This is a genomic window from Rhodococcus sp. NPDC059179 (assembly GCF_042754885.1).
Classification (GTDB): Bacteria; Actinomycetota; Actinomycetes; order Mycobacteriales; family Mycobacteriaceae; genus Rhodococcus_G.
In genome coordinates, this window is record NZ_JBHZBV010000001.1 from 93,958 (window position 1) to 107,780 (window position 13,823).

10 protein-coding genes are annotated in these 13,823 nt (G+C 71.2%); 6 read left to right on the top strand and 4 right to left on the bottom strand.

The window, feature by feature from the left end; translation table 11 throughout:
- Positions 1-294: 294 nt before the first annotated feature.
- Both ACFXMV_RS00405 and ACFXMV_RS00410 read right to left on the bottom strand, forming a co-directional pair.
- Positions 295-894 (bottom strand): glycoside hydrolase family 19 protein, encoded by a 600-nt coding sequence (locus ACFXMV_RS00405; protein ID WP_378500988.1) that lies wholly within the window; start codon positions 892-894, stop codon positions 295-297.
- An 843-nt stretch (positions 895-1,737) separates the two neighbouring features.
- Positions 1,738-3,075, bottom strand: a complete 1,338-nt coding sequence (locus ACFXMV_RS00410; RefSeq protein ID WP_378500989.1) for an acetyl-CoA C-acetyltransferase — start codon at positions 3,073-3,075, stop codon at positions 1,738-1,740.
- A gap of 115 nt (positions 3,076-3,190) precedes the next feature.
- Here ACFXMV_RS00410 and ACFXMV_RS00415 point away from each other — a divergent pair, with 115 nt between their 5' ends.
- Together ACFXMV_RS00415 and ACFXMV_RS00420 are read left to right on the top strand one after the other, a co-directional pair.
- Positions 3,191-4,537 carry a 3-oxoacyl-ACP reductase gene (locus tag ACFXMV_RS00415; RefSeq protein ID WP_378500990.1) on the top strand — a complete coding sequence of 449 codons (1,347 nt, stop codon included), beginning with the start codon at positions 3,191-3,193 and terminating at the stop codon, positions 4,535-4,537.
- Entirely contained in the window at positions 4,537-5,418 is an 882-nt protein-coding gene (locus ACFXMV_RS00420; RefSeq protein WP_378500991.1) for a MaoC/PaaZ C-terminal domain-containing protein, read from the top strand. Before ACFXMV_RS00415 ends, ACFXMV_RS00420 begins: the two co-directional genes overlap by 1 nt.
- A 64-nt stretch (positions 5,419-5,482) precedes the next feature.
- Here ACFXMV_RS00420 and ACFXMV_RS00425 read toward each other — a convergent pair whose 3' ends face one another.
- Complete coding sequence (locus tag ACFXMV_RS00425; protein WP_378499538.1) at positions 5,483-6,076, bottom strand: TetR/AcrR family transcriptional regulator; 594 nt, start codon at positions 6,074-6,076, stop codon at positions 5,483-5,485.
- A 119-nt stretch (positions 6,077-6,195) separates the two neighbouring features.
- The gene (locus tag ACFXMV_RS00430; protein WP_378499544.1) at positions 6,196-7,338 is read right to left on the bottom strand and encodes a glycoside hydrolase family 3 N-terminal domain-containing protein; all 1,143 of its coding nucleotides are present in this window, start codon (positions 7,336-7,338) and stop codon (positions 6,196-6,198) included.
- 139 nt (positions 7,339-7,477) lie between these two features.
- Here ACFXMV_RS00430 and ACFXMV_RS00435 point away from each other — a divergent pair, with 139 nt between their 5' ends.
- The 4 genes from ACFXMV_RS00435 to ACFXMV_RS00450 all read left to right on the top strand — a co-directional run bounded on the left by ACFXMV_RS00435 (position 7,478) and on the right by ACFXMV_RS00450 (position 13,814).
- Entirely contained in the window at positions 7,478-7,945 is a 468-nt protein-coding gene (locus ACFXMV_RS00435) for a universal stress protein (protein WP_378499539.1), read from the top strand.
- A 52-nt stretch (positions 7,946-7,997) separates the two neighbouring features.
- Positions 7,998-9,104 carry an isochorismate synthase MenF gene (locus ACFXMV_RS00440; protein ID WP_378499540.1) on the top strand — a complete coding sequence of 369 codons (1,107 nt, stop codon included), beginning with the start codon at positions 7,998-8,000 and terminating at the stop codon, positions 9,102-9,104.
- An 86-nt stretch (positions 9,105-9,190) separates the two neighbouring features.
- Positions 9,191-9,361 carry a DUF2613 domain-containing protein gene (locus tag ACFXMV_RS00445; RefSeq protein ID WP_072753601.1) on the top strand — a complete coding sequence of 57 codons (171 nt, stop codon included), beginning with the start codon at positions 9,191-9,193 and terminating at the stop codon, positions 9,359-9,361.
- Positions 9,362-9,398: 37 nt separating this feature from the next.
- Positions 9,399-13,814, top strand: a complete 4,416-nt coding sequence (locus ACFXMV_RS00450; RefSeq protein ID WP_378502719.1) for an alpha-(1->3)-arabinofuranosyltransferase family protein — start codon at positions 9,399-9,401, stop codon at positions 13,812-13,814.
- Positions 13,815-13,823: the final 9 nt, after the last annotated feature.

The window sequence follows — 13,823 nt, forward strand, 5'->3', positions numbered from 1 at the left end:
CTCGAACCTGTACGGATTCCATGCCTGGTCATCGCCGGACACCGAGGGCGCGTTACCACGAATCGCTCAGCAGCACGTCAACTTTCGCGAAAATTGTTGGTCGGACGTCCAACCAGTACCCGACCGCAGATACAGGTAGTCCCGCATTGCAACCGGGTCGGGGGTCAGGCTGCAACGCGGGACTACACGGCTATCGTGCCGACCTACGGGACGCGTTACAAATCGGTTCCAGAATGTCTCGGAGTCGTCCCATCATTCGGGAACTGCCGGTTCACAAGGGTCGACCGGCGGTCGCTACGGGCGGATCAGAACGTCCAGGCCACGCTGGAAGTCCGCAACCCGCCGCTCCAAGGCGTGATGACCACCGTTGACAAGCTCGGACACCCGGACGATCCCCGCGGAGTCGGCGACCTGGTTGAGGCTCCTCGACTGCCAGTACCAGACGGCGGTGGTGAACGCGTTCTCCGGCGCCTCGACGAGCTCGGGGTGCGCGACGAAGTCGACGCCCGTGAACTGGCTCAGGCTCTCGTAGTTGTAGCGGCCGGTGATCTGGATGGCGCCGCGACCCTTGTAGCGCTCACCGTCGCCCGCCTGGGTGTTTCCGAGGTCAGCCCGACCCTCGTAGGCGCGGCCGGATGCATACTCCTCGAACGTCCGGAACGAGTCGGATTCGACGGCGAGCTGCGCGATGAACGCCGCCTGGCGTACGGGGTTGTCGATTCCGCCGCGCTCCATCGCCGCGTTCAGTGGTGCGACGTACTCGGCGACCTTCTCCGCGGGCATGCCTGGCACGATGCGTGCCAGCTCGTCGGGGGTGACCGCGGCAGGCGCCGGGGCAGGCGGCTGCGGCGCGGGCTCGGCCACGGCTTCCTGGTCGGCGGGACCCTGCTCCACCGCAGGCGAAGCCTCAGCCCGCGGGGGCGCAGACGGGGCGAGGGGACCGTAGAACCCGGCAGGCACGGGGGCGGCGGCGACGGAACCACCAGGTCCGATGACGGCGGCCCCTGCGGCTATCAGTGTTGCGGCAGCGAGGGCGGCCCCGAGATGGCGCGAACGTGAAACGTACAAGGTCGTGCTCCATGATTCGGCCGAACGATGGTTCGGTCTCCGGTGCCCGCGGGCGTTACCGAGAGGACGTCACCGTCCCGCCAGGGTCACCATCACGCAGCAATAAGGTCACAACCAGGTAACGTCGCAGTTCGCCGCTTTTCAACCAAAAGAGACGAGCATCACATAAGGATGTCGGCGTGTCGGTCTCGCTTTCGACGGCGCGGTCGCATATAAGCGATCCCCTGAGCCCAGCCGTCCCCGACACGGGCACCACGGCGGGACCCCGCACCCGATGCGACCGCATCGAGTCACCGCAGACTGCTCTAATATTGCTGTGCTGCAACATTATTGATCAAATGCGCCGCCCTGGATCGATGGCCCGGGTGGCCACTACCCCTGGCCCGTTCGACGGGCGGCGGCGGCATTTCCTGCGTCGTCACCCGACCGGTGCGCGCGACGCCGTCGCGACCTTCCGGCGGCGATACCAGGCGCCCGGTTCGTGTGCGACGCCACAGCCGCCCTCGCGGCCCGTCACCGCGGATTCCAGCGCCGTTCCGTGACACATCCGAGACCGGGCACCCCATCGCCGCCTCCAAGGCGGGCGCGATCAACTCTCACGGGGACAAGAAAGACGCACGGTCTCGGATCAGCGTGATCCGAGACCGTGCGTCGAAGTTGTTCCGGTGGCTACCGCTCGATGATCGCGGTGACACCCTGGCCGCCTGCCGCGCAGATCGAGATCAGGCCACGACCGGATCCCTTCTCCGCGAGCATCTTGGCCAGCGAGGCCACAATCCGGCCGCCGGTCGCCGCGAACGGGTGTCCGGCGGCGAGCGAGGAGCCGTTGACATTGAGCTTGCTGCGGTCGATGGAGCCGAGCGCGCCGTCGAGGCCGAGTCGTTCCTTGCAGTACTCGTCGGACTCGAAGGCCTGCAGCGTCGCCAGGACCACGGAGGCGAACGCCTCGTGGATCTCGTAGTAGTCGAAGTCCTGCAGGGTCAGCCCGTTGCGGGCCAGCAGGCGCGGGATCGCGTAGGTCGGCGCCATCAGCAGCCCGTCACCACCGTGCACGTAATCGACCGAGGCGGTCTCCGAGTCGACCAGGTGCGCGAGCACCGGCAGGTTCCGCTCGGCGGCCCACTCGTCGGTGGACAGCAGGGCCGCGGACGCGCCGTCGGTGAGCGGGGTGGAATTGCCCGCGGTCATCGTCGCGTCGCCCAGCTTGGTGCCGAACACCGGCTTGAGGGTGGCCAGCTTCTCCACCGTCGAGCCCGGCCGCAGGTTGTCGTCGCGGGTCAGCCCGAGGAACGGGGTCACCAGGTCGTCGAAGAATCCGCGGTCGTACGCGGCCGCCATGTTGCGGTGGCTGGCCGCGGCCAGCTCGTCCTGGTCCTCGCGCCGGACGCCGAACTCCTTGGCCGTGATCGCCGCGTGGTCGCCCATCGACATCCCGGTGCGGGGTTCGCCGTTGCGCGGGATCTCGAGGCCAAGCATGGAGGGACGCACGTTGCCCAGCAGCTTGATCCGGTCACCGGTGGTCTTGGCGCGGTTGATCGAGAGCATGAACTCCCGCATCGCGTCGTTGACGCCGATCGGGGCGTCGGAGGTGGTGTCGACGCCGCCGCCGACGCCCGCCTCGATCCGGCCCGAGGCGATCGCGTCGCCGACCGCGATGATCGACTGCAGGCCGGTGCCGCACGCCTGCTGCAGGTCGTAGGCAGGGGTGTACGGGCTCAGCGAGCTGCCGAGGACGCTCTCCCGCATCAGGTTGAAGTCGCGACTGTGCTTGAGCACGGCGCCGCCGACCACCATGCCGAGCTGCTCACCCTGCAGGTTGAAGCGGCTCACCAGTCCGTCGAGCGTCGAGGTGAACATGTCCTGGTTCGATGCCTGCGCGTACGCCTTGTCGGAACGGGCGAAGGGGATGCGGTTGCCGCCGACGATGGCGACGCGGCGAAGCTGCTTGCCACCCGCGCTCGGGGCTGCGGCGGCCGGCTTCTTGCTGGTTCGGGCTCTGGTGGTCACGTCGGTCTCCATGTATGTGGGATCCTGCCTCGACATCTAACTTACTCCAGAGTAAGTTAGATGTCGACACCGCACCCGAAATCCGGGTGCCCGATAGCGACAAAGAAGGTGGACCGTGGCAGCCAGCAAGGGCGCTCCCGACCTCTACTCCCAGTTCCTCTCGTCCGCGCCGGGCGCGTTCATCGCCAAGCAGGCCGGACTCCCCCAGCCCGAGAACCTGCGCCGCTACAAGGCGGGCGAGCCCCCGCTGGCAGGGCCGGTGCTGATCGGCGGCAAGGGCCGACTGGTCGAGCCACTGCGGAACCTGCTCTCCGATTACACCTTCGCGCAGCCGCACGACGACAGGTACGGCGCGCTGGTCTTCGACGCCACCGGCATCGGCCAGGTCACCGAGCTGGTCCAGCTCTTCGAGTTCTTCCAGCCGGTGATCCGCAACCTGGCACCCAGCGCCCGCGTCGTGGTCCTCGGCACCACCCCGGAGGAGGCCGCAGGCGTCGACGAGCAGATCGCCCAGCGCGCCCTCGAGGGCTTCACCCGCAGCGTCGGCAAGGAGGTCAAGCGCGGCGCGACCGCACAGCTGGTCTACGTCTCGCCGAAGGCCGCGGCCGGGCTGTCCGGTGTCGAGTCCACCCTGCGCTTCCTGCTCTCCGCCAAGTCGGCGTTCGTCGACGGCCAGGTCATCCGGGTCGGCGCCGCCGACTCCGTGGCCCCGGCATCCTGGGACCGGCCGCTCGAGGGCAAGGTCGCGGTCGTCACCGGCGCGGCCCGCGGCATCGGCGCGACCATCGCCGAGGTGCTCTCCCGCGACGGCGCGCACGTGGTGTGCGCGGACATCCCGGCCGCGGGCGAGGCGCTGTCGGAGACCGCGAACAAGGTCGGCGGCACCGCGCTGGCCCTGGACGTCACCGCGGACGACGCCGCCGAGAAGCTGGCCGCGCACCTGCTCGAGCGGCACGGCGGCGCCGACATCATCGTGCACAACGCGGGTATCACCCGCGACAAGACGCTCGCGAACATGGACGATGCCCGCTGGAACATGGTGATCGCCGTGAACCTGCTCGCCCCGCAGCGGATCACCGACACCCTGCTCGCCAAGGGTGCACTGAAGAATGGTGGACGGGTCGTCGACGTGTCCTCCATCGCGGGCATCGCGGGCAACCGCGGCCAGACCAATTACGGCACCTCCAAGGCGGGCGTCATCGGCCTCGTCCAGGCCACCGCCCCGGTGCTGGCCGAGAAGGACATCACCATCAACGCCGTCGCGCCCGGCTTCATCGAGACCGCGATGACCGCGGCCATCCCGTTCGTCACCCGTGAGGGTGGACGCCGGATGAGCTCGCTGCTGCAGGGCGGCCAGACCGTGGACGTCGCCGAACTGGTCGCGTACTTCGCCAGCCCCGCATCCAACGCCGTCACCGGCCAGGTCGTGCGGGTGTGCGGCCAGTCCCTGATCGGCGCCTGATGTCCACGCGGAAGGGAGGTCTCGTGCAACTGACGGAGCAGCCCAAGACGCTCGAGATCTACGCCCGCGCGGCGCTCGGCGCGCTGCCCGTCGTCGGCAAGTCGGGCATCGGCCGCAGCCTGCCGAAGCAGACCCTCGCCCTGGCGGGGCTGCGGGTGGACCCGGACAACCTCGCCGCGTACGCGCGGGTGTGCGGGCTGCGGTTCGGCGACACCCTGCCGATCACCTACCCGTTCACGCTGGTCTTCCCGACCGTGATGAAGCTGATGGTCTCGTCCGAGTTCCCTTTCCCGGCAATCGGTTCCGTCCACACGGAGAACGTGATCGAGCAGCTGCGCCCGATCTCGGTCAGTGAGCCGCTGGATCTGAAGGTGCGCGCGGAGAACCTCCGCAGGCACCCGAAGGGCACCCAGGTGGACCTCGTCAGCGAGGTGTCGGTCGGCCGCGAGCTGGTGTGGCGGCAGGTCAGCACCTTCCTGAAGATGCACCCGACCGGTGAACCGAAGGAGCCGAAGCAGGTACACGCGGACGAGGTGCCGCCGCCGCCGATGCGCACGCTGCGGGTCGATCAGTCGACCATCAGCCGCTACGCCGCGGTGTCCGGCGACCGCAACCCGATCCACGTGTCCTCGCTCGGAGCCAAGGCGTTCGGGTTCCCGCGCACCATCGCGCACGGGATGTGGAGCGCCGCAGCGGTGCTCGGCGCCGTCGAGGGCCGGATCGCGGACACGGCCACCTACACCGTCAAGTTCGGCAAGCCGATCGTGCTGCCCGCGACGGTGAACGTCTACGCCGACGAGGTCACGACCGGCACCGGCTGGGACCTGGCGATGCGTCACCCCAAGAAGGGCTACCCGCACCTGACCGCGACCCTGCGGTAAAGGCGGCTCCGCCGCCTGTGCGCGGTTGACGGGTCTCTGGACCCGTCAACCGCGCACGGGCGCGTCAGCGCTTCTTGCCCGCGAGCCCGCGCCAGGCCAGGTTCTCGAGCAGATCGGCCGCGGCGTCGACGGCGATCTCCCCGCCGGCGATCCGGTCCGCGACGGCCTCGCCCGCACCGACCAGGGCCACGGCCATGATGGAGAAGTCGGTCCCCTCGTCGGGATCCTTCGTGCTCGATTCGAGCAGCTTCGCGGTGAGCTCGATCAGCCGGTCGCGGGAACCGCGAACCTGGCCCGCGAAAGCCTGCTGACCGATCGCCTGCCGGTACAGCACCATCCAGGACGACCGGTTCTGATCGACGAAGCCGAGAAACCCGACCAGGGCGGCGCGCAACTGTTCGCGCGGGGACAGGTTCGGGTCGCCAGCGGGCGTGATCGCCTCGACGAAACGCAGGCCCTCGCGGTGGATGCACGCCGCGAACAACTCCTCCTTGGAGCCGTAGTACAGGTACAGCATCGGCTTGGAGATCTGCGCGGCTGCGGCGATGGCGTCCATCGACGTGTCGTGAAAACCGTTGACGGAGAACACCTCGACCGCGGCGTCGAGCATCTGCTGCTCGCGAACCGCCCGAGGGAGCCGCTTGGTCCCGCCAGCCATGTGTCCTCCAGAGGTAAGACCCTTTATCTTACTCTAGAGTAAGTAAATCGATAGGTGTCCAATATTCTGCCGGACCCACGCGGCGTGCCTGCCAGCGGCCCTGGGCGGCCGGCACGCAACTAGCAGGTGACGACGCCCTTGGCCCGCGCCACCCGCAGCACGGATGCGTCCACCTGCTGCTGACCGAGGCTGCCCGACGCCACCAGCGACTCGAGGTGGTCGAGCACCTCGGGCACCTCGTCCGTGGTCAGCCACAGCGCGACGTCCGCGCCTGCCGTCAGCGCCGCCGCCACCGCCTGCGGGGTGTCCATCCGGTCGGTGATCGCCCGCATGCCGCTCAGGTCGTCGGTGAAGATCGGTCCGTCGAAGGCGGGCGCACCGTAGCCCGACCCGGTACGCAGCAGCGTCATCGCCGCCGGGCTGATGCTCGCGGGCACCCCAGCCGCGGTCAGCCCCGGCACCTCGAGATGCCCGACCATCGCCCCGACCCCGGTGGTCACCAGGGTCCGATACGGCACCAGGTCGCGGGTCTGCAGCTGATCCAGCGGCGGCGTGGTGACGGCACCGGTGTGCGAATCACCCGACCCCGCACCGTGTCCCGGGAAATGCTTGATCACCGGCAGCACGCCCGCGTCGCGCATGCCGCGCGCGTAGGCGCCTGCGTACTCGGTGACCACCGCCGGGTCGTCGCTGAACGAGCGGTCCCCGATCACGGAATCCGCGGGCTGGCTGCTGACGTCCACGACGGGGGCGTAGTTGACGGTGATACCGAGGCCCTTGAGGCCCCGGCCCCGCTCCAGTGCCATCTCGTAGGTCTGCTCGGGCGTCATCGTCGCGGCCACCGTGCGGGCAGGCGGATCCTCGCCGAGCAGGTCCGCGACCCGCGACACCCGGCCGCCCTCCTCGTCGATGCTCACCATCAGCGGCACCTTCGCGACCGCGGACACCTGCGGCACCTGCTTGCCCGCCAGCATCGACTCGTCGGTCCAGCTGCCGATGAAGATGCCGCCGATCTGCTCGGCCCGCACCACGTCCACCGCGTCGGCGGTGCCGGTCACGCCGACGTTGAGCAGCTGCGCCAGCTTCTGCCGCGGCGTCAACGTGGCGAGGAAGTCGGCCCCGCAGGACGCGGCCGCGACCTTGTCTCGCGCCGCGTCCACCTGGGTGCCGGACGGGGTGGGCGCGGCGGGCTCCTGCGACACCGTCTCCTCGGCCGCCGATGGCTGCACCTCGGGCGCCGAATTGCCGCACCCGGCCACCATCGCCAAACCGAACAGCAGGGCCAGGACACGGGTCGAACGGGCGCGGGTCACGGGTACGAGCCTATGCCAGCCGACCCCGCGCGGGCGCCGCCAGCGGGTAGCCTGACAGTAGATCGCCCCCTGAAACGAGGAGGTCTCGATGCCCGCAGATCTGATGCTCATCGCCTACGACGGCTCGGACAACGCCAAGCGTGCAATCGAATACGCCGGCCGCTTTCTCAGCGCCGAGCGGGCCGTCGTGATCACCGCCTGGGAACCGATGGTGCGCCAGGCCGCGCGGATGTCGGGGCTGTCCGGGGTGATGCAGCCGGAATGGGTGCCGGACGCCGACTCCGAGGACATCGCCCTGACCGACGCCAAGACCACCAACATCGAGGGCCTCGACCTGGCACGCGGAGCGGGTCTCAACGCGGAGGGCCGGACGGTGGAGTGCGTGACCACGATCTGGACCACCATCGTCGAGTCCGCCGACGAGCTGAACGCCGACATCATCGTCACCGGCACCCGCGGCACCACCGGACTGCGGTCGCTGCTGCAGTCCTCGGTGGCCGACCATGTGCTGCGGCACAGCCACCGACCGGTGCTGATCGTTCCGCCTGGCAGGTAGCGGCACGGCCGGGCAGGCCGTCGCGCGGGCGCCGGACTATCGTCGTGAACCGATGGACGGTTTCCTGCTCTCCCGCGCCGACCGGACCCTGCGTACCTCCGGGAGCCGGGAACGGTTCCACGAAATCGACGCCGCCGCCGAGGCTCTCGAACGCCGTCGGGTGCCGCTCGTCGTCGGCGCGCTGCAGTTCGACCCCGCCCAGCCTGCCGCGCTGACCGCCCCGGCCAGCGCGCGTTTCACCGAGGGCCCGTGGCGGCCGGATTCGCTGCCCGCCCTGCCGACCGTGCGGCTCACCGAGGAACTGCCCGCACCGGCGGAGCACCTGCGACGGGTGGCCCGCCTGATCGACCGGCTCCGCGACGGCGAACTGCAGAAGGTGGTCGCGGCGCGGTCCGTGACGCTGTCGGCGACCGAGCCCATCGAGCCGTGGTCGCTGCTGGCCCGGCTGGTGTCGCGGGACCCCGCGGGCAACGGCTTCGGCGTCGACCTGTCGCCCGCAGGCGACGGCTACGCCGGGCACGCGCTGGTCGGGGCGAGCCCCGAACTGCTGCTGCGGCGCACCGGCCGCGACGTCGAGTGCTTCCCGCTGGCCGGCACCGCCCCGCGCCGCGCCGACCCCGACGAGGACCGCGCCGAGGGAGAGCGGCTGCTGGCGTCCGCGAAGAACAGGTCCGAGCACGCCTTCGTCACCGACTGGATCCGCGCCGTCCTCGAGCCGGTCTGCACCGACCTGACCGTGCCGCCATCGCCCCGGCTGATCGGCACCCCCGCGGTCTGGCACCTGGGCACCCCGATCGCGGGCGTGCTGCGCGATCCGGCGCCGTCCGCGCTGGAGCTGGCCCGGCTGCTGCATCCGACCCCGGCCGTCGGCGGCACCCCCACCAGCGGCGCGATCACCGCGATCCGCGAGTTCGAGGAGCCACGCAGGTTCTACGGCGGCGCGGCCGGCTGGTGCGACGGCGACGGCGACGGCGAATGGGTGGTCGCCATCCGCTGCGCCGAGATCGACGCGGGCGGGCTGCGCGCGCGGGCCTGGGCGGGCGGCGGCATCGTGGCCGCCTCCGACCCCGACTCCGAGCTGGCCGAGACCTCGGCCAAGCTCCGCACCCTGCTCGGTGCGCTCGGCGTCGACCCGGTGCCAGCCGGGGACGGCGCGTAACCGGTAAGCGAACCCGACCGTCAGGTTCCAGGTGATACCTTGACGCGAGACGTTTCCGGTCAGCAGTAGCAAATGGGAGATCCGAGATGAAGTTCCTTGTCCCCGGTGTGGCAAGCGCAGTGATCGGTGCGGTGCTCGGTCTGGGCGCTGTCTTCGGAATTACCGCGGCCGCGTCGGACAACACTCGTCCGGACATCGACCGCAGCGGCAACGCCGATTCCTCCCTGCTGAACCAGGTTGAGTACGGCAGCCGTTAAGAACGCTGGAAGCGCGAGTTCCCGCACTCCTTCTGTCTTGGCGTCCGAGGCGCCGAACAACGCCCCACTGACCCGTCGGTGGCTGTTCGGCGCCTCCGCCATAGCGTTTCTTCTGGCGTTCCTGCAGGCCCCCGGCCGGCTGGTCGCCGACACCAAGTACGACCTCACCCAGAACCCGATCGGGTTCCTCGAGCGTGCCTCGCACCAGTGGAGTAGTCAGGCACCGCTCGGCCAGGTGCAGAACCAGGCCTACGGCTACTTCTTCCCGCACGGCGCGTTCTTCAGCCTCGGCGAGCTCGCGCACATCCCGCCGTGGATCACCCAGCGGATCTGGTGGGCGCTGCTGCTCATCGCCGGATTCTGGGGCATCATCCGCGTCGCCGAGGCGCTCGGCATCGGCAGCCGCAGCTCCCGGATCATCGCCGCGGTCGCGTTCGCGCTCTCGCCCCGGGTCCTGACCACCCTCGGGTCGATCTCCTCCGAGACGCTCCCGATGATGCTGGCGCCGTGGGTGCTGCTCCCGGTGGTGCTGGCGACTACGTCGCCCGTGAGTCCTTCCGGCCCCCACGGGGACCAGAAGTACTCACAGTCGCGGCTGGCCGCGCAGTCGGCGGTCGCGGTCGCGCTGATGGGCTCGGTCAACGCGGTGGCCACCGCGGCCGCGTGCCTGGTGGCCGCCCTGTGGTGGGCCGCGCACCGCCCGAACCGGCGGTGGTGGACCTTCACGGCGTGGTGGATCCCGCTGTGTCTGGTCGCGACGGTGTGGTGGATGGTGCCGCTGCTGCTGCTCGGCAAGGTCAGCCCCCCGTTCCTGGACTACATCGAGTCCTCCGGCGTCACCACCCAGTGGACGAACCTGGCGGAGGTGCTGCGCGGCACCGACAGCTGGACGCCGTTCGTCTCGCCCGAACGGATCGCGGGCGCGGTGCTGGTCACCCAGCCCGCCGCGGTCCTCGCCACCGGGCTGATCGCCGCCGCAGGGATGGCCGGGCTCGCGATGCGCTCGATGCCGGCCAAGGGCAGGCTGGCGCTGATCCTGTTCGTCGGGCTGGCAGGCCTGGCCGCCGGCTACGTCGGCGACCTCGGCTCCCCCATCGCCGAGCAGGTCCGACTGTTCCTCGATTCCGGCGGCGCCCCGCTGCGCAACGTGCACAAGCTCGAGCCGCTGGTCCGGCTGCCGCTGGTCCTCGGCCTCGCGCACCTGCTCGCGAAGGTCCCGCTGCCGGGATCGGTCCCCCGCGCCCGCTGGAGAACCGCGGTCGCGCACCCCGAGCGCGAGCCGATGATGGCGCTGACCAGCCTGATCCTGGTGGCCCTCACCCTCGCGACCTCGCTGGCCTGGACCGGCAAGCTCGCGCCGCGCGGCGCCTACCCGGAGGTGCCGCAGTACTGGCACGAGGCAGCGGACTGGCTCGGCGAGCACGCCGCCGGCACCTCGCCGGACGGCTCCGACGCGCAGCGCGCGCTGCTGGTGCCCGGCGCCCCGTTCGCCAGCCAGGTCTGGGGGCTGACCCGGGACGAGCCGATGCAGGCGCTGGCCGACACCCCGTGGGCGGTGCGCGACGCGGTGCCGCTCGTCCCGCCCGGCGCCATCCGCGCCCTCGACTCCGTGCAGCGCCTCGTCGCCGACGGCAGCCCGTCCGCGGGACTGGCCGAAACCCTGCTGGGACAGGGCATCGGCTACGTCGTCGTGCGCAACGACCTGGACCCGGAGACGTCCCGCTCCACCCGGCCCGCGCTGGTCCACCAGGCCATCGAGGGCTCGCCCGGGCTGGAGAAGGTCGCGCAGTTCGGCGAGGACATCGGCCCCGGTGAGGTGGACGGTCTGGTGACGGACAGCGACCTGCGGCCCCTGTACCCGGCCATCGAGATCTTCCGGGTCACCGTCCCCAGCCCCGACGCGATCGACTCCGGCCCGTTCACCGTGGACCTGGACGGGACGCCGATCGTGCAGGGCGGCCCGGAGTCGTTGCAGCGCTTGGCCGCCCGGCGCGACGTGGGCGGTTCCGGCCTGGACCTGCCCGAGGGCCCGGTCCTGCTGGCCGTCGACGCCGAGCGCGCCGGGCTGCCGGTGGAGACGGTGGTCGTGACGGACACCCCGACGGACCGCGAGACCGACTACGGCCAGGTCGACAACCACAGTTCCGCGCTGCGGACCCCCGACGACCCGCGACGCACCCACAACCTGGTGCCGGACTATCCGGTGCCGGGGGCCCCGCTGGTCACCGGCGAATGGGACGGCGCGCGGATCACGGTCTCCAGCTCGGCGGCCGACGCGACCCAGCTCGGCGGCACCGCGCCCGGCAGCGGGCCCGCGGCCACCGTGGACGGCGACCCGGCCACCGGCTGGTTCAGCAACGGCCTGGAAAGCGCTCTGGGACAGTGGATCCGGCTGGACTTCGACGAGCCCGTGACCAGCGGCCTGCTGAAGCTGCGCACCAGCCCGGGCGCGCTGGGTGTCCCGGTCAAGCAGCTCGAGGTGACCACCCCCAACGGCAGCACCGCCGTCCGCGTCGGCAAGCCCGGCGAGGTGATCACGGTGTCGCTGCCGACCGGCACGACCGACTGGCTCAAGATCACCGCCACCAAGACCGAGGACGGCTCGGTCGGCACCCAGTTCGGCGTCAGCGAGGTCGCCGTCGAGGACTTCTCCGACCGCGACGCCCCGGTGCCGGTGCCGATCCGGTTCCGCACCGTGCTGCCGCCCACCCCTGCGGGCGCCACCGTCGCGGGGTGGGACCTCGGCCAGGAGCTGCCGGGCCGGACCGGCTGCGTGGACGCCCCGGACCGGGTGCGGTGCAGCCGGGGCCTCGGCCTCGCCCCGGAGGAGCCGACCACCTTCCAGCGCACCCTGTCGGTGCCCGCCGCCACCGCGGTGACGCCACAGCTGATCGTCCGGTCCAGGCAGGGCCCGGCACTCGACGCACTGCTCGCCGAGCCCGGCCGCGCGCAGGCCGTCGGGCCCGCGGCCGTCGGCGACCTGCGGGGCTCGGCGTTCGCCGCCACCGACGGCGATCCCCGCACCGCGTGGACCGCGGCCGAGGAAACCACCACCGGGAAGGACGCGAAACCGACTCTGACGGTGCGCCTTCCGCGGCCGACGCTGGTGACCGGGCTGGACCTGGCCCCGAGCCTCGGCGCCCTGCCGGCCGCGCCGACCACCGTCGCGGTCGATCTCGGCACCGGCCCGCAGGTGCGGGAGCTGACCGACGACGAACCGATCCGCCTTGAGCCGACGGTCACCGACCGCATCGTGCTCAGCCTGGTCGACTGGGAGGACGTCCTCGACCAGACCGCCCTCGGCTTCGCGAAGGTGCAGCCGGCCGGGCTGGCGGAGATCGGGGTCCTCACCACGACCCCGGACGGAACCGACCAGGTGGTGCCGGGCACCGGGGTCGAGGCGGCGCCCACCGACAGGACCGTGACCGTCGGCTGCGCGGACGGCCCGGTGGTGTCCCTCGCAGGCACAACGCTGCGCACGTCCGTCACCGCGACCGTCGGGCAGCTGCGGTCTGGCGCCCCTGTGCCCGCGACCGTGTGCGCGGACGGCACCGACGACGTCGCCGAAACCGAAAGCAGCTCAGTCGATCCGGATGCCCTCGCGGCAACCGCGATCCCACTGCAGGCCGGACGCCAGGACCTCACGGTCGCGCCGGGCGCCGCCTTCTTCGTCGACGGACTGCAGCTCGAGGCCTCCCCCGTGGCGCCGCAACCGGCCCGGGACGCCGTCCGCGTGCCCACCGACGGATGGACGCCCAACGAGCGGGCACTGCAGGTGACCGCCGCCGACCGCGACCGGCTGCTGGTGGTCCCGGAGTCCAACAACATCGGCTGGGTCGCCACCGCACCGGACGGCGCCCAGCTGGCCCCGGTCGTCGTCAACGGCTGGCAACAGGGCTGGATCGTGCCCGCGGGCACGAGCGGCACCGTCACCCTGGAGTTCCCCACCGACCGCTGGTACCGGCTCGGCATCTTCGGCGGCCTGCTGCTGCTGATCCCGCTGCTGCTGTTGGCGGTGCTCCCCAACCGTCGACGCGCCACCCCCGGCCCGGCCCCGCGAACCTGGCACGCCGTCACGGTCGGCTACCTCGGGGTGCTCGCCCTCGCGACGGTGATCGCCGGGCTACCCGGCGCGGTCGTCGCGGTACTGGTGACGGGGCTGGCGTTGGTCCTGCGGGCGCGACGCGGGCCCGCAAGTGCCGCGCGCATCCTGGTCGGGGTGGCCGGGGCTGGCACCATGATCAGCGTCGCCCTGCTGTCCACCGGGCCGTGGCGGGCGATGGACGGCTACGTCGGCCACTCCGTGCTCGTTCAGCTCCCGGCGCTGATCGCGGTCGTCTCGGTCGGCCTCGCCGCGTTGCCGCTGGCGGCGTCGGCCCGGGCCTCCCTGGCGGTGCGGCGACTCTCCCAGTTCTTCACCGCGAGGCGGACCGGCTCCTCCACCAGCGCGTAGCTCGCGGAG

Excerpts from the sequence above, each read along its gene's own strand:
- ACFXMV_RS00420 (WP_378500991.1), top strand. The coding sequence starts at position 4,537 with ATGTCCACGCGGAAGGGAGGTCTCGTGCAACTGACGGAGCAGCCCAAG.
- ACFXMV_RS00425 (WP_378499538.1), bottom strand. The coding sequence starts at position 6,076 with ATGGCTGGCGGGACCAAGCGGCTCCCTCGGGCGGTTCGCGAGCAGCAG.
- ACFXMV_RS00430 (WP_378499544.1), bottom strand. The coding sequence starts at position 7,338 with ATGGTGGCCGGGTGCGGCAATTCGGCGCCCGAGGTGCAGCCATCGGCG.
- ACFXMV_RS00435 (WP_378499539.1), top strand. The coding sequence starts at position 7,478 with ATGCCCGCAGATCTGATGCTCATCGCCTACGACGGCTCGGACAACGCC.
- ACFXMV_RS00440 (WP_378499540.1), top strand. The coding sequence starts at position 7,998 with ATGGACGGTTTCCTGCTCTCCCGCGCCGACCGGACCCTGCGTACCTCC.
- ACFXMV_RS00445 (WP_072753601.1), top strand. The coding sequence starts at position 9,191 with ATGAAGTTCCTTGTCCCCGGTGTGGCAAGCGCAGTGATCGGTGCGGTG.